Raw genomic sequence first — 14,555 nt, forward strand, 5'->3', positions numbered from 1 at the left:
CTCGTGCGCGCGGCGGCGGTGTCGGTGCGGGCGGCCGGTGAACCCCAGGTGCGGTCGTCGTCGTGCCGGGTCGCGCGGCCACCGGGGACCGAGGTCCCGGCGCCGCGGCTCCCGCATCCGGCGGCCCGGCCGGGTCCGGATCGTGGTGGGCGACGACAACAGCTTGCTCGCTACAACTAACAGTGCGGAAGTACCCGTTATGCCCAGCGCGCACGCTTCGCCGCTGTGACCTGGGTCATCGCCCGGCGAGATCGCGACATGCTGCCGGTCGGACCGGGGCCGAATGCGAAGATGCGTGCCGTGGCACGCGTGCACCAGGTGACCGACGTCGACGACCCGCGCGTCGACGACTTCCGGGACCTCGCCACCGCCGATCGCCGCCCGGACCGGCCCGGCGGGCGCGGACTCGTCATCGCCGAGGGCGTGGTCGTCGTCGAGCGGCTGCTGGCCTCGCCGTACCCGGTGCGCGCGCTGCTGGGCGTCCGCCGCCGCATCGACGCGCTCGACGAGCAGCTCGCCGGGGTGGACGTGCCGGCGTACGCGGTGGAGCCGGACGTGATGAGCGCCGTCGTCGGCTTCCACCTCAACCGGGGCGTGCTCGCCGTCGCCGACCGCGCACCGGCCACCACCGCCGAGGACCTGATCGCCCGCTCCCGGCGGCTCGCCGTGCTGGAGGGCGTCGGCGACCACGAGAACCTGGGCGCGCTGTTCCGCAACGCCGCCGCGCTCGGCATCGACGGCGTCCTGCTCGGCGCGGGCTGCGCCGACCCGCTGTACCGGCGCAGCATCCGCGTCTCGATGGGTCACGTGCTGCGGGTCCCGTTCGCCACCTTCGACGACTGGCCCGGCGGGTTGCCGCTGCTCGCCGAGCACGGCTTCCGGACCGCGGCGCTGACCCCGCGCGCCACCGCGGCCCCGCTGGCCGAAGCCGGGCTCGACCGGGGCAAGGTCGCGGTGCTGCTCGGTTCGGAAGGACCGGGCCTGGCCGAGGACACCATCTCCGCGGCCGACCTGCCGGTGCGCATCCCGATGAGCCCCGAGGTCGACTCGCTCAACGTCGCCACCGCCGGGGCGATCGTCTTCCACGCGATGAGCGGGGCGAGATGATCGGGGCCGCGCAGCGCTCGCGGTGGGAGCTGCGGGTGCGCCGGGGACGTGCCGTGCTCGTCGACCGCCCGGAACGCGCCGGGGAACGACCGGTCCGCGAGTACGACCCCGCGCGGCTCGCGCTGCCCGCGGAACTCGTCGAGGACCTGCACGAGTGGGCGCACGTGGTGGAGGCGGTGGCGCCGGACCAGGACATCGCGGGGGAGAGCTCGGCGACCCTGATGGCCCGCCGCGGCCGCCAGCTCGCCGCGCGGCTGGCCGCCGAGACCGGCGGCGAGGTCGGCTACTGGGACCCCGCGCGCGGCCGGGTGAGCCGGGTCCGCCGCGCGGGCCCGGTCGGCGCGGTGCCGGAACCGACGCCGTGGGCCACCGGCGGCGCCGTCGCCGTCGTCATCGCCGCGCTCGTCACCGTCTCGCTCGTGGTGGTGAGCATCGGGTTGAGCGAGGTGAACCTGCTGCTGGCGGTGCTGGTCAACGTCGTGGTGGTCGGCGGGTTCGCTCCCTCGATCTGGATCGGCCGCCGGTTGCCGGTGTGGCGCTGGGTCGCGTTCGGCGCGGCGGGCGGCGTCCTGCTCGCCTGGCTCGCCCTGCTGCTGTCCTTGCTCGGCTGACGCGGCGCGGCGCGAGGTGGGCCGCCGCGGGACCGGACCTGCGGGGCCCGGACGTGCGACGGCCCCTCCGGCGCGGTGCCGGAGGGGCCGTTGTCGAGCGCTGGGGGCTAGCGGTGCGAGCGGACGCCCAGCAGGACGTCCTCCCAGGACGGGACCATCGGGTGGTTCTTGCGGCGGCGGGCCGGTTCGGTCTTGCGGGCCGCCTCGTCCTCCACCGCCTCCAGGTCGTCCTCGCCGGCCTGCTCGGCCAGCGGCCCGGCCGGTTCCGGTTCGGCCGGCGCCGGTGGGGTGGTGTCCAGGTCCAGCGCGGGGATCGCCGGGGTCGAGGGCTTCGGCGGAGCAGGCGGCGGCGCGGTGTCCTCCGCGGCCGCGTCGACCGGTTCCTCCTCGGTCTCGTCCAGCTCCAACGCCTCCCGGGCGAGCGCCGTCACCGGGCGCACGGTCCGCAGCGGCCGGTTCGGCGACGGGTCCAGCAGGTCGACCGCGTGGTCGTCGAGGGGGGCGACGGTGCCGCCGTGCGCACCCGGGTGGAACACCCAGTGCGCCCGGTTCTCGGAACGCCCGGCCTGCCACTGCAACCGGACGACCCACTTGCCGTCCTCGCCGCGCCACGCGTCCCAGTCGGCGTCGGTGAGGTCGTGGCCGCGCATCCCGAAGGTGTGCGCGATGACCTCGCCGAGGGTCTGCACGTCGGGGCCGTCCTCGCGGACGGGGTGGGCGCGCTGCGAGCGCTCGGCGATCTGCGCGCGTTCCAGCAGGACGGGGTAGGCGTAGCGCTCGACCCGCTGCTCGGGGATCCCGGCCGCGGCGGCGACGTCCTGGACCGAGGCCCCGGCGCGGACCCGCGCCTGGATCTCGCGGGGGCGCATCTGCGCCTCCATCTCGATCTGGACTTGGCCCAGCCGGGTCAGGTCGCCGCGAGCGGCCGCCCGCAGCCGCTCGTCGGCGGGCACGGAAAAGCGGTCGCCGTTCTCCGGGTCCTCGCAGATGACGGTCTCACCGTCCTCGTCAAGCCCGACAACCCGCAGCGCGCGCATACGCTAGCCTCCCCGGTCGTTGTCACCAAGCTGTGACCGTAACCCGGCGTGCCCCCTTGACGGGGGAGCCACGCCGGGTTCGGTGTCGCTTCGTGACCATCCTCTCCCTACCCGATCTTGCCTGAACAGCGGTCGACATGCGAACACTTGACGAAATCCGCCGCAATTCCGATCACAGCAAGTGATCAAGAGCCAGTTCGGGTGACACGGATGTGCCGGTCGCCATGGTGCGGTGGCGACCAGGTCGGATGGGGGCGCCGCGCTCAGGTGAGCTGCGAGACCACCCAGTCGATGGACCCGGTCAGCTTGGTGACGTCGTCCGGCTCGACCGCCGGGAACGTGCCGACGCGCAGCTGGTTGCGGCCCAGCTTGCGGTACGGCTCGGTGTCGACGACGCCGTTCGCGCGCAGCGCCTTGGCGATCGCGGCCGCGTCGATCGAGTCGTCGAAGTCCAGCGTGACCACGACCTGCGAGCGCTTCGCCGGGTCCTGCACGAACGGCGTGGCGAAGCTCGAGGCCTCCGCCCACTGGTACAGCCGCTGCGAGGACTCGCGGGTCCGGGCGGAGCACCAGTCCAGGCCGCCGTTGCCGTTCATCCAGTCGATCTGGTCGGCCAGCAGGAACAGCGTCGCCACCGCGGGGGTGTTGTAGGTCTGGTCCTTGCGGGAGTTGTCCAGCGCCGTCGGCAGCGACAGGAACTCCGGCACCCAGCGGCCCGAGGCACCGATCTCGCCGATGCGCTCGATCGCGGCCGGGCTCAGCGCGGCCAGCCACAGCCCGCCGTCGGAGGCGAAGGACTTCTGCGGCGCGAAGTAGTAGACGTCCACGGCGGACGCGTCGAACGGCAGCCCGCCCGCGCCGGAGGTCGCGTCCACCGCGATCAGCGCCTGCTCCGAGCCCGCCGGGCGGGACGGGGGCAGCATCACGCCGGTGGAGGTCTCGTTGTGCGCCCAGCCGATCAGGTCGACGCTCGGGTCCGACACCGGCTCGGGGGCGTCGCCCGGCTCGGCGGACACGACGATCGGGTCGCCGAGGAACGGGGCGGCCTTGGCGGCCTTGGCGAACTTCTGCGAGAACTCGCCGTAGGTCAGGTGCAGCGACTTCTCCCGCACCAGGCCGAAGGTCGCGGCGTCCCAGAACGCGGTGGTGCCGCCGACGCCCAGCACGACCTCGTAGCCCTCGGGCAGGGAGAACAGCTGGCCCAGGCCTTCGCGGACCCGGCCGACCAGGGACTTCACCGGCTTCTGCCGGTGCGAGGTGCCCATCACCGCGGCGCCGTCGGAGGCCAGCCGGGCCAGCTGCTCGGTGCGGACCTTGGACGGGCCGCAGCCGAAGCGGCCGTCGGACGGCAGGAGCTCGGCGGGCAGCTTCAAGGTGGTCGGGTCGGTTTCGGCCTGCGTCATTCCGGCGCCTCCGGGAGTTGTCGAATCGGCTTGCCCCGCGGCTGCCGCGCCCAGGCCGGGCGGGCCCGCGGGTGGACGACGGGGTTCGGCGGACCCCGGGTCGCCTCGGGTGGACCGGCGCCGTTGCCGGTTCAGGGCTCGATGCGTGCCGCGGCTACGGGTCGGATAGGTGAAATCCCGGCGCGCCGCGGTTGCCGGAGCCGTGGGGCAACTTACTGCGCGGGCGGCTCTTTGGCCAGCAACCCGACCGCGCTGTGATCGAAATCAGTGCCCGTGACCAGGCATTTCGCTCAGGGGTCGCGCTGCCCCGCCGTGCCCGCCCTGGCGCGCGGCCTCGCGTTCCGGGGAGCACGCCGCCCGTGCCGCCCCATCCTACCGAGCCGGGCACGTTCCGTGATCACCGGTGGGTGCGCGGTCACGCTGGGTGGCCCGCGCGGTGCGGCACCGCGCGGGCCCCTAATTCAGACCGCGGCGACGGGCAGCGCCGAGACGGAGTCCCAGCCCTCGACCTGCTGCGGGGAGCGCGGCTCCGGTCCGACGTACTGCGCCGACGGGCGCACCAGCCGCCCGGTGCGCTTCTGCTCCAGCACGTGCGCCGACCAGCCGGCGGTGCGGGCGCAGGTGAACATCGCGGGCATCATCGAGGTCGGGACCTCGGCGAAGTCCAGGATCACCGCGGCCCAGAACTCCACGTTCGTCTCGATCTGCCGGTCCGGGCGCCGCTCCCGCAGCACCGACAGCGCGGCCCGCTCCAGCTCGGCGGCGGCCTCGAAGCGCGGCGCGCCGAGCTGCTCGCAGGTGCTGCGCAGCACCCGCGCCCGCGGGTCCTCGGCGCGGTAGACCCGGTGGCCGAAGCCCATCAGCCGGTCGCCGCCGTCCAGGATGGACTCGACGACGCGGCGGGCGTCGCCGGTGCGCTCCGCCTCGGCGAGCATCGGCAGCACCCGGGCGGGCGCCCCGCCGTGCAGCGGGCCGGACATGGCGCCGACCGCGCCGGACAGGCTGGCCGCCACGTCGGCGCCGGTGGAGGCGATGACGCGGGCGGTGAAGGTGGAGGCGTTCAGGCCGTGCTCTGCGGCCGACACCCAATAGGCGTCCAGCGCCTGCACGTGCGCCGGGTCCGGTTCGCCGCGCCAGCGGGTCAGGAACGCTTCGGTGAGCGTGGTGGCCTCGGCGATCCGCTCGGCGGGGACCGCGGGCAGTTCGGTGCCGCGCGCGGACTGGGCCACGTAGGACAGCCCGAGCACGGTCGCCAGCGCCAGCTGGTCGCGGGCGGCGTCCTCGGTGATGTCCAGCAGCGGTGCGAAGCCGTGCGCCGGGGCGAGCATCGCGATCGCGGCCTGCGCGTCGGTGCGGACGTCGCCGGTGCGCACCGGCAGCGGTGCGCCGCCCGCGTCGGGCAGGCCGCGGCCGAAGGCGCCGTCGACGAGCAGCTGCCAGACGTCGCCGAAGGAGACCTTGCCCGCGAGGTCCTCGATGTCCACGCCGCGGTAGCGCAGCGCGCCGCCGTCCCGGTCCGGCTCGGCGATCTCGGTCTGGAAGGCGACCACGCCCTCCAGGCCGGGGCGGAAGTCGGTGCCGTCGGTGCTGGTGCCCATGGTTGCCTCGTCTCCTCGTTGAGTCGTTCCGGTTGCCGCGCACCTCGGGGGCGCGCGGCGGACGTGGCGGGGTGCATGAGCACGAGTGCGATCGGTCGCCGCCTGTGCTGCGCGGGTAACAGTGCACCCGCGCCGCGGCCGCGGGCAATCGGTGCGGGTCGCCCCGATGGCGAAGATCACACGGCGGAACGGGGCCGGAGCTCGTGACGATCCCGCGAAACCGGTGCCGACCCGGATCAATTCCTGTTCCGACGGGTTCGCCCGCGGCTCGTCCCCGCGGGGCCCGGCGAGTTCCGGGCGCGCGGCCCGGCCTGGTGCGCGAGGCCGGCCGCTGCGCGAGGCCGGCCGGGGCGCCGCGGCCCGCAACACCACCCGGAAGCACCAGCCGGCCACCCGGAAGCGTTGGCGTCCCCTCCGCACGGCGACCCGCGGGCGGCGGCCACCGGCCGAACCGGACGAACCGGCCGCGGCTCCGCGGCCATTCGAGTGTGCCCGCTGTCACTGCATCGTTTGCGGAATCGATCGTGGCGTCCCCGCTGGTTCGGCCCGGGTTCCCACTCCGTTTACCGTCGTAGCGGTGCCGTGGCGCGGTCCGCGGCGACCGCGTCGACCGGGCGAGCTCGTATCCTCCGGCGCCGTCGATGAACAGCACCACCAGTCGGGTCAGGGAGGAAGGGAACGGATGTCCGAAAGCACCGTGAGCACCGGCACTTTGTCGTCCATGCGGGTGTCCTACGAGGCGGGTTCGCTGCACGAGGCGGTGCTCGCCGAGACCTGGCACGAACAGCTCCGGATCTGGTTCGACGAGGCCGTCCGGGCGGAGGTGCAGGAGCCGAACGCGATGGTGCTGGCGACCGCGGACGCCGACGGGTACCCGTCCTCGCGGACCGTGCTGTGCAAGGGGTTCGACGAGCGCGGCCTGGTGTTCTTCACCAACTACACCTCCGCGAAGAGCCACGACCTCACCGCGACCCGGGTGGCCGCGGCGACGTTCCCGTGGCTGGCGCTGCAGCGGCAGGTCAACGTGCGCGGCACCGTCGAGAAGGTGCGCGCCGAGGAGACCGCCGACTACTGGGCGGTGCGCCCGCGCGGGTCGCAGCTCGGCGCCTGGGCCTCCCCGCAGTCCCGGGTCGTCACCGGGCGGGAGGCGCTGCAGTCCGCGCTCAACGGCATCGAACGGCGCTTCGGCGACAACGAGAAGGTGCCGGTGCCGCCGCACTGGGGCGGCTGGCGGATCGTCCCGCAGGCCGTCGAGTTCTGGCAGGGCCGGCCGGACCGGCTGCACGACCGGCTGCGGTTCCGGCGCGGCGACGACCAGTGGGCCGTGGAGCGGCTGGCTCCCTGATCCCCGCCGGCCCACTGCGGACCGGAGGCTCCCGGACGGCGGGGGCGGCGCGGAACCCCCGTGCCGCCCCCGCCGTCGTGCGAACCGGTCGAAGGGGACGTCCGCGCACGTGATCGCCGGTGCGCGTGGTCGGCTGCGTCACACGACCTGGTTTCCTTAGCCACGCTCATGGCTAGGGTGGCTCCTCGTGGACCAGCAGAGCGGCCGCGCGGAGCGGGAGCGGACCCGGCGATCCTGGCGATCGCTGCTCGGCAAGGTCGTCCTCGACACCCGGCCGCTCGGCTACCCCGCCTACCGGCGGCTGTGGACCTCCAGCATCGTCACCTCGGTCGGCGCCCAGTTCAGCGCCGTCGCGGTGCCCAAGCAGCTCTACGACCTCACCGGGAACTCCGCGTACGTCGGCCTCGCCGGGATCTTCGGCCTGGTGCCGCTGCTGGTGTTCGGGCTCTGGGGCGGTGCCGTCGCCGACACCGTGGACCGGCGGAAGCTGCTGCTGCTCACCAACAGCGGGCTCGCCGCGACGGCCGTGCTGCTGTGGCTGGTGGCCGCATCGGGCGTCGGTTCGGTGTGGCTGGTGCTGGTGCTGTTCGCGCTGCAGCAGACCTGCTTCGCGGTGAACATGCCGACCCGCAGCGCGGCCATCGCCCGGCTCATCCCGGCGCCGCTGCTGCCCTCGGCGCAGGCACTGGGGTCCACCGTGTTCCAGCTCGGCGCGGTCATCGGGCCGCTGCTGGCCGGGGTGCTGCTGCCGGTGCTGGGCCTGTCCGTGCTGTACCTGGTGGACGCGGTGGCGCTGACCATCGCGGTGTGGGCGGTGTTCCGGTTGCCCGCGCTGCCGCCGCTGGACGGGGCTCCGACGAAGGCCGGGTTGCGCTCGGTGGTCGACGGGTTCCGGTACCTGGGCACGCACCCGGTGCTGCTCACCTCGTTCCTGATGGACATCATCGCGATGGTGTTCGGCATGCCGCGGGCGCTGTTCCCGGAGCTCGCCGAACGCGTCTACGGCGACCCGCCGGGCGGCGGCGCGGCGCTGGGCTGGCTGTACGCGGCGATCCCGCTGGGAGCGTTCGTGTTCGGCGTGCTGTCCGGGTGGCTGCACCGGATCCTGCGCCACGGCGTCGGCGTCACCATCGGCGTCGTCGTGTGGGGCGTGGCCATCGTCGGGTTCGGGCTGTCCGACTCGCTGTGGCTGGGCGTGCTGTTCCTCGCCATCGGTGGCGGCGCCGACCTGGTGAGCATGGTGTACCGGAGCTCGATGCTGCAGGCCGCGGCGACCGACGAGATGCGCGGCCGCATCCAGGGCGTGTTCACCGTCGTCGTCGCGGGCGGCCCGCGGCTCGCCGACGTGCTGCACGGCTCGGGCGGTGCGGTGATCGGCGCGCAGACCGCGGTGGCGGCGGGCGGCGTGCTCGTGGTGGTGCTCGCGCTGGGCGCCGCGGTGCTCACGCCCTCGTTCTGGCGCTACCGCGCGCCGTCGGAGTGAGCCGTCCGCGGACTCCACCGGAAGGGACCAGCCGGGCCGCGGCACTGCGGGAACCGGTGACGATCCGGAGCCGGCCCCGCAGCTGAGCGTGCCCGGCCGGGGCCGTTCGGCTCAACGCGGTTCGGCCGGTGAGCGGTTCCCGGTCCGGGGCCGATGCGCTGAGCGTGCCCGGTGCCGTCGGCGGTGCACGCCGTCCACCAGGGGTGCTCCAAGATCACCTCGAACCACCCTGCACACTTTCCTGCCATGGCCAACGACACGACCATGAACGACGACGCGCCCGACGGTGCGCAGCCCGGCCTGAAGAAGGTCATGGGGCCGAAACTGCTCTTGTTCTTCGTAGTGGGCGACATCCTCGGGACCACGGTGTACTCCCTCACCGGCAAGGTCGCGGGCAAGGTCGGCGGCGCGTTGTGGATCCCGTTCGTGGTCGCCTTCGTCGTCGCGTTCCTCACCGCGTGCAGCTACCTGGAGCTGGTGGGCAAGTACCCGAAGGCCGGTGGTGCGCCGCTGTACGTGCACCGCGCGTTCGGCATCCACTTCGTCACCTTCATCATCGCGTTCGCCGTGATGTGCTCCGGGATCACCTCGGCGGCCTCCGCCGCGCAGGCGTTCAGCGGCAACTACCTGGAGGAGATCTTCCCCGGCGTGGGGCCGGTCGCGATCGTGGTGGCGCTGGCGTTCCTGGTGCTGCTCGCCCTGATCAACTTCAGGGGCGTGGGCGAGTCGGTGAAGATGAACGTCGTGCTCACCTGCGTGGAGCTCGGCGGCCTGGTCATCGTCATCCTGTTCGGCGCGGTCGCGCTGATCAGCGGCAGCAAGGACCCGGCGGTGGCGCCGGACCCGGGCCGGTTGCTGGAGTTCAACCCGGAGTCCAGCCCGCTGCTCGCGGTCACCTCCGCGACCGCGCTGGCGTTCTTCGCGATGGTCGGCTTCGAGGACTCGGTGAACATGGCCGAGGAGACCCGGAACCCGGCGAAGGTGTTCCCGCGCGCGCTGCTGCTGGGCCTGTCCATCACCGCGGGCATCTACCTGATCATCGCGGTGATCACCTCGACGCTGGTGCCGACCGACGAGCTGGCCGCCACCGACGCGCCGCTGCTGCTGGTCGTCAAGGCCGCCGCGCCCTGGTTCCCGCCGGTCCTGTTCTCCATCATCGCGCTGTTCGCGGTCACCAACACCGCGCTGATCAACATGCTGATGGCGAGCCGCCTCGTCTACGGCATGTCCAACGAGCGGATCATCCCGTCCGTGTTCGGCCGCGTGCACCGCTCCCGGCAGACGCCGTGGGTCGCGATCCTGTTCACCAGCGTGCTGGCCGTGGTGCTGGTGAGCCTGCTCGACATCGAGGACCTGGGCAGCACCACCTCGCTGCTGCTGCTGATCGTGTTCGCCATCGTCAACATCGCCGTGCTGGTGCTGCGCAAGGACGTGGTCGAGCACGAGCACTTCAAGGCCCCGACCTGGGTTCCGGTGGCGGGCGCCGTGCTGTGCCTGTTCTTCGCGAGCCCGCTGTCCGGCCGCCCCGTCGCCGAGTACCTGGTCGCCACGGGCCTGCTGCTCATCGGCGTCGTGTTCTGGGGCGTGAACCGGCTGATCGCCGGGCGCGTCGACTTCGACCCCGACAAGCTCGCCAAGTAGGGCCCGGACCGGAACCCCGTCCTCGCGGTGCCACCCGCGGGGGCGGGGTTCTTCTGCGTCCGCACCGGGTTCGCCGGGCACGTTCTAGAGTGGGCGGTGTGAATGATCTGGTCGCCGCCACCGGCAGGCAGTTCGAGATCGCCAGCGGCGCCGCGCGCGCCGTCGTCACCGAGGTCGGCGCCGCGCTGCGCCTGTTCGAAGTGGACGGGATCCCGTACTCCGAGACCTACGACGCCGACCAGCGGCCACCGGGCGGCGCCGGTGCGGTGCTGGTGCCGTGGCCGAACCGGGTCGCCGACGGCCGCTGGACCCTGGAGCGGGAACCGCAGCAGCTGGCGCTCACCGAACCGGAGCGGCACAACGCGATCCACGGCCTGCTGCGGCACACCCCGTGGACCGTGGTCGAGCACGCCGAGTCGACGATCGTGCTGCACGCGATGGTGCCGGTGCAGCCGGGCTGGCCGGTCCCGCTGCTCACCTCGATCGGCTACTCGCTGGACGCGTCCGGGCTGACCGTCACGCACACCGTGGAGAACCTCGGCAAGCGGGCCGTGCCGTTCGGCGTCGGCGTGCACCCGTACCCGCGCGCCGGGCTCGCCGAGACCGACGAGTGCGCGCTGCGGCTCGCGGCGTCCTCGGTGCTGCCGGTGGACCCGGAGCGGCTGCTGCCGGTGCGCCCGCCGCGCGCGCTGGAGGGCGACGAGCAGGACTTCCGCCGTGGCAGGCGCCTCGCCGGGGTGCTGCTGGACACCGCGTTCGGCGGGGCCGCGCCGGATCCGGGCGATCCGCTGGTGCGGCACTCGTTGACCGACCCGGCCGGGCACGGCGTGGAGCTGTGGGCGGACCCGGTGTTCAAGTGGGTCCAGGTCTACACCAACGACGAGTTCCCGGGCCGCGGCCGGGCCGTCGCGATCGAGCCGATGACCTGCCCGCCGGACGCGCTGAACTCCGGCACCGACCTGATCACCCTCCCGCCCGGCGAGGACTGGATCGCCCAGTGGGGCCTCCGCCCGTTCTGAGGCGGGATCCCCGCTCTCGTTGCTGAGGGGGTTGGGTGGCGGAACCTCAGCGGCTTCGCCGCTGACGGGAAGACGGCGCGGGTCAGCCCTTGGCGAGGTCGCGGGCGATGACCAGGCGTTGGATCTGGTTGGTGCCTTCGAAGATCTGCAGCACCTTGGCCTCCCGCATGTACCGCTCGGCGGGGAAGTCGCGCGTGTAGCCGGCGCCGCCGAGGACCTGCACGGCGTCGGTGGTCACCTTCATCGCGGCGTCGGTGGCGACCAGCTTCGCCACCGACGCCTGCGTCCCGAACGGCCTGCCCGCGTCCCGGCGCCGCGCCCCGTCCAGGTAGGCGGCGCGGGCGGACTGCACGGCCGCGGCCATGTCGGCGAGCAGGAACTCGACGCCCTGGAACTCGATGATCGGCCGCCCGAACTGCTCGCGGCCCTTGGCGTAGTCGACGGCGAGGTCCAGCGCGGCCTGCGCGAGGCCGACGGCGCAGGCGGCGATGCCGAGCCGCCCGGAGTCCAGCGCGTTCAGCGCGATGGCCAGCCCGTGCCCTTCGCCGCCGAGCAACCGGTCCGCGGGCACCCGCGCGTCCTCGAACCGCAACTCGGTGGTGGGGGAGCCGGTGAGGCCCATCTTGCGCTCGGGCGGTGCCGCCGACAGCCCGGGTGTCGCGCCGTCCACGAGCAGGCAGCTGATGCCGCGCGGCCCGTCGTCGGAGGTGCGCGCCATCAGCGCGTAGAAGTCGGCGACCCCACCGTGCGTGATCCACGACTTGGTGCCGGTGATCCGGTACTCGTCGCCGTCCCGGTCGGCGCGGGTGCGCAGCGCGCCGGCGTCCGATCCGGCGTGCGCCTCGGACAGCGCGTAGCCGCCGAGCAGGTCGCCGCCGATCATCTCCGGCAGCCACCGGTCGCGCTGCTCGTCGGTGCCGTACCGGGCGAGCGGGTAGCAGGACATGGTGTGCACCGAGAGCCCGACGCCGACGGTCATCCAGGCGCTGCTGAGCTCTTCGAGCACCTGCAGGTAGACCTCGTAGGGCTGGCCTCCGCCGCCGTGCTCCTCCGGGTACGGCAGGCCGAGCAGCCCGGAGGCGCCGAGCAGCTGGAACGCCTTGCGCGGGAACAGTTCCCGCTCCTCGGCCCCGGCGGCGGCGGGGGCGAGCTCGTCGCGGGCGATCTCCGCGGTCAGCGCGAGCAGGTCGCTGGCTTCCTGGCTGGGCAGCAGTCGGTCGACGGCCATGGGCGGCGCTCCTGCGGGCTGTGGCGGGTGCGGAACAAGCCAGTACTGAAAAGAGTACTGCGGGACTCGTTAGAGTACTGTCGCGCCGCGTCCGGCGCCAGGCCCGCCGACGCCCGCCGTTCCCGAGCTGTGGCAGTCTCACCCGCATGACTCCTCCCGAGCCGGTCGCCGCCGAGGCGAACGCGTCACCGGGCCGCCGCCGGAGCGCGGGATCGCCGGAGCAGCGCCGCGCCGACCTGCTCGACCGGTTGTGCGCCCTGTTCCTCGCGGAGGGGTTCGCCCACTTCACCCTCGACGAGCTCGCCGCCCGGCTGCACTGCTCGAAGTCGACGCTCTACACGCTCGCCGGCAGCAAGGAGCAGCTCGCCGTCGCCGTCGTCGCCCGGTTCTTCAAGAACGCCACCGCCGACGTGGAGCGCGCCGTCGCCGAGGTCGACGACGTGCGCGCCCGGATGCGCACCTACCTCGACACCGCCGCTGCCGGGCTGCGCCCCGCCTCCCGGCAGTTCATGGCCGACATGGCCGCGAACCCGGCCACCCGCGCCACCTACCAGGCCAACGCCCGCGCCGCCGCCGAGAACATGCGCCGCTACATCCGCGACGGCGTCCGCGAAGGCGTGTTCCGCGAAGTGCACGCCGCGTTCGTCGCCGAGATGGTCAGCGGCACCATCGGCGCCATCCAGCGCGGCGAGATCGCCGAGCGCACCGGCCTGTCCGACGCGGAAGCCTTCGCCGAGCTGTCCCAGTTCCTGCTCGGCGGCCTGTTCGACCCGGCGGCCGGAGGTTCACGGATCGCCCCACCCCCGGCGGAGCACACTGGTGCCCGCCCCCCGACCGCCCGGCCGTAGCCGTCCGGCGCGGTCCCGGCCCGAACCGGCCCGGAACGCCGAACCCGGCGGCCGGACCGGGCGCGGAGCCGAGCAAGTCAGCACGGAAGCACCAGCACGGAGGAAACGTGATCGTCATCGGTGGAGAGGCCCTCGTCGACCTCGTCCCGGACGCCGCCACGCCAGGAGGCGAGCTCGGCCCGCTGCACCCCCGCCTCGGCGGCGGCCCGTACAACGTGGCGATCGCGCTGGGCCGGTTGGACGTGCCCGCCGGGTTCCACGCGACCCTGTCCACCGACCAGTTCGGCGACAAGCTGCTGGAACGCCTCGTCGAATCCGGGGTGAGCACCGAGCTGGTGCGCCGCGGCCCGGAACCGACGACGCTCGCGGTGGTCGGCCTCGCCGAGGACGGCTCGGCCCGCTACAGCTTCCACACCGAAGGCACCGCCGCCCGCTTCGTCGCCGACCCGGGCCCGCTGCCCGACGAGGTCACCGCCGTCTCCTTCGGGACCCTCGGCATGGTGCTCGAACCCGGCGCCACCGCGTACGAGGCGGTGCTGTTCCGCGAAGCCGAGCGCGGCCGGTTCGTGGCGCTGGACCCGAACATCCGCGCCGACCTCATCGGCGACCCGGAGGCGTACCGCAAGCGGTTCGAGGCATGGCTGCCCTCGGTGCACCTGCTGAAGCTGTCGGTGGAGGACGCCGAGTGGCTGGCCGGGGACGAGGAGCTGGACGTCGCGCTGCGCCGCTGGCAGCAGGCGGGCCCGGCCGGGCTGGTGCTCACCCGCGGTGCCGACGGGCTGGCCGCGCTGGTCGGTGACGGCGAGCTCGTCGAGGTGCCGGGCGTGCGGGCGCAGGTCGCCGACACCATCGGCGCGGGCGACACGGTGCACGGTGCGCTGCTGGCCTGGCTGCACCGCAACGACGCGCTGTCCCCGGCGGCGGTGCGCGCGCTCACCCACGACCAGTGGCGCGAAGCCCTCGGCTTCGCGGCCCGGGCCGCCGCCATCACCGTGTCCCGGCCCGGTGCCGAGCCGCCGACCACCGCCGAACTCGCCTGACCCGCCGCCCCGGACCCGTCGCGCGGCGGGTCGGGGCGGGTCCGGGCATTCCGGGCGCCCCCGGGCCGGTGGAGCTCCGGCCCGGGGGCACGCCGCGATCGGTTGCGGCAACCGGGTGCCGAGCGCGTGGCGTCCGGCCTGATCGGCGATGTGATCGTGGTCCCACCTGCCCAAAAGGGCTAACACGATTGCTGC

General features: G+C 73.8%; 12 protein-coding genes. 8 read left to right on the forward strand and 4 right to left on the reverse strand.

Going from position 1 to position 14,555, the window contains the following annotated elements; genetic code table 11:
* Nucleotides 1-291: 291 nt before the first annotated feature.
* Both H1226_RS02465 and H1226_RS02470 read left to right on the forward strand, forming a co-directional pair.
* Nucleotides 292-1,107 carry a TrmH family RNA methyltransferase gene (locus H1226_RS02465; protein WP_258345520.1) on the forward strand — a complete coding sequence of 272 codons (816 nt, stop codon included), beginning with the start codon at nucleotides 292-294 and terminating at the stop codon, nucleotides 1,105-1,107.
* Nucleotides 1,104-1,718, forward strand: coding sequence for a DUF2537 domain-containing protein (locus H1226_RS02470; RefSeq protein ID WP_258345521.1), 615 nt, complete (start codon nucleotides 1,104-1,106; stop codon nucleotides 1,716-1,718). The genes H1226_RS02465 and H1226_RS02470 overlap by 4 nt, the downstream gene beginning before the upstream one ends.
* Before the next feature lie 107 nt (nucleotides 1,719-1,825).
* On the opposite strand, the gene sepH is transcribed toward H1226_RS02470, so the two are convergent.
* The 3 genes from sepH to H1226_RS02485 form a co-directional block, all read right to left on the reverse strand.
* Nucleotides 1,826-2,755, reverse strand: coding sequence for a septation protein SepH (gene sepH / locus H1226_RS02475; protein ID WP_258345527.1), 930 nt, complete (start codon nucleotides 2,753-2,755; stop codon nucleotides 1,826-1,828).
* Nucleotides 2,756-3,018: 263 nt separating this feature from the next.
* On the reverse strand, nucleotides 3,019-4,158 hold the full coding sequence (serC, locus tag H1226_RS02480) for a phosphoserine transaminase (protein WP_258345532.1): 1,140 nt from the start codon (nucleotides 4,156-4,158) through the stop codon (nucleotides 3,019-3,021).
* 461 nt (nucleotides 4,159-4,619) lie between these two features.
* Nucleotides 4,620-5,756 carry a citrate synthase 2 gene (locus H1226_RS02485; protein WP_224962346.1) on the reverse strand — a complete coding sequence of 379 codons (1,137 nt, stop codon included), beginning with the start codon at nucleotides 5,754-5,756 and terminating at the stop codon, nucleotides 4,620-4,622.
* Nucleotides 5,757-6,438: 682 nt separating this feature from the next.
* Between H1226_RS02485 and pdxH the strand changes: the two genes are divergently transcribed.
* From pdxH to H1226_RS02505, 4 genes are all read left to right on the forward strand, one after another.
* Complete coding sequence (gene pdxH, locus H1226_RS02490) at nucleotides 6,439-7,101, forward strand: pyridoxamine 5'-phosphate oxidase (protein ID WP_258345535.1); 663 nt, start codon at nucleotides 6,439-6,441, stop codon at nucleotides 7,099-7,101.
* A gap of 187 nt (nucleotides 7,102-7,288) precedes the next feature.
* Nucleotides 7,289-8,584: an MFS transporter gene (locus tag H1226_RS02495; protein WP_258345536.1), complete on the forward strand. Its 1,296-nt coding sequence runs from the start codon at nucleotides 7,289-7,291 to the stop codon at nucleotides 8,582-8,584.
* A 246-nt stretch (nucleotides 8,585-8,830) separates the two neighbouring features.
* On the forward strand, nucleotides 8,831-10,225 hold the full coding sequence (locus tag H1226_RS02500; protein ID WP_258345538.1) for an APC family permease: 1,395 nt from the start codon (nucleotides 8,831-8,833) through the stop codon (nucleotides 10,223-10,225).
* Between the two features lie 98 nt (nucleotides 10,226-10,323).
* Entirely contained in the window at nucleotides 10,324-11,244 is a 921-nt protein-coding gene (locus H1226_RS02505; protein WP_258345540.1) for an aldose 1-epimerase family protein, read from the forward strand.
* A gap of 82 nt (nucleotides 11,245-11,326) precedes the next feature.
* Here H1226_RS02505 and H1226_RS02510 read toward each other — a convergent pair whose 3' ends face one another.
* The gene (locus H1226_RS02510) at nucleotides 11,327-12,472 is read right to left on the reverse strand and encodes an acyl-CoA dehydrogenase family protein (RefSeq protein WP_258345549.1); all 1,146 of its coding nucleotides are present in this window, start codon (nucleotides 12,470-12,472) and stop codon (nucleotides 11,327-11,329) included.
* A 146-nt stretch (nucleotides 12,473-12,618) separates the two neighbouring features.
* Between H1226_RS02510 and H1226_RS02515 the strand changes: the two genes are divergently transcribed.
* Nucleotides 12,619-13,320, forward strand: coding sequence for a TetR/AcrR family transcriptional regulator (locus H1226_RS02515; RefSeq protein ID WP_258345551.1), 702 nt, complete (start codon nucleotides 12,619-12,621; stop codon nucleotides 13,318-13,320).
* Nucleotides 13,321-13,427: 107 nt separating this feature from the next.
* Entirely contained in the window at nucleotides 13,428-14,360 is a 933-nt protein-coding gene (locus H1226_RS02520) for a carbohydrate kinase family protein (RefSeq protein WP_224956850.1), read from the forward strand.
* Nucleotides 14,361-14,555: the final 195 nt, after the last annotated feature.

The organism is Saccharopolyspora gregorii (genome assembly GCF_024734405.1).
GTDB lineage: Bacteria > Actinomycetota > Actinomycetes > Mycobacteriales > Pseudonocardiaceae > Saccharopolyspora_C > Saccharopolyspora_C gregorii.

Excerpts from the sequence above, each read along its gene's own strand:
- H1226_RS02465 (WP_258345520.1), top strand. The coding sequence starts at position 292 with ATGCGTGCCGTGGCACGCGTGCACCAGGTGACCGACGTCGACGACCCG.
- H1226_RS02470 (WP_258345521.1), top strand. The coding sequence starts at position 1,104 with ATGATCGGGGCCGCGCAGCGCTCGCGGTGGGAGCTGCGGGTGCGCCGG.
- sepH (WP_258345527.1), bottom strand. The coding sequence starts at position 2,755 with ATGCGCGCGCTGCGGGTTGTCGGGCTTGACGAGGACGGTGAGACCGTC.
- serC (WP_258345532.1), bottom strand. The coding sequence starts at position 4,158 with ATGACGCAGGCCGAAACCGACCCGACCACCTTGAAGCTGCCCGCCGAG.
- H1226_RS02485 (WP_224962346.1), bottom strand. The coding sequence starts at position 5,756 with ATGGGCACCAGCACCGACGGCACCGACTTCCGCCCCGGCCTGGAGGGC.
- pdxH (WP_258345535.1), top strand. The coding sequence starts at position 6,439 with ATGTCCGAAAGCACCGTGAGCACCGGCACTTTGTCGTCCATGCGGGTG.
- H1226_RS02500 (WP_258345538.1), top strand. The coding sequence starts at position 8,831 with ATGGCCAACGACACGACCATGAACGACGACGCGCCCGACGGTGCGCAG.
- H1226_RS02510 (WP_258345549.1), bottom strand. The coding sequence starts at position 12,472 with ATGGCCGTCGACCGACTGCTGCCCAGCCAGGAAGCCAGCGACCTGCTC.
- H1226_RS02515 (WP_258345551.1), top strand. The coding sequence starts at position 12,619 with ATGACTCCTCCCGAGCCGGTCGCCGCCGAGGCGAACGCGTCACCGGGC.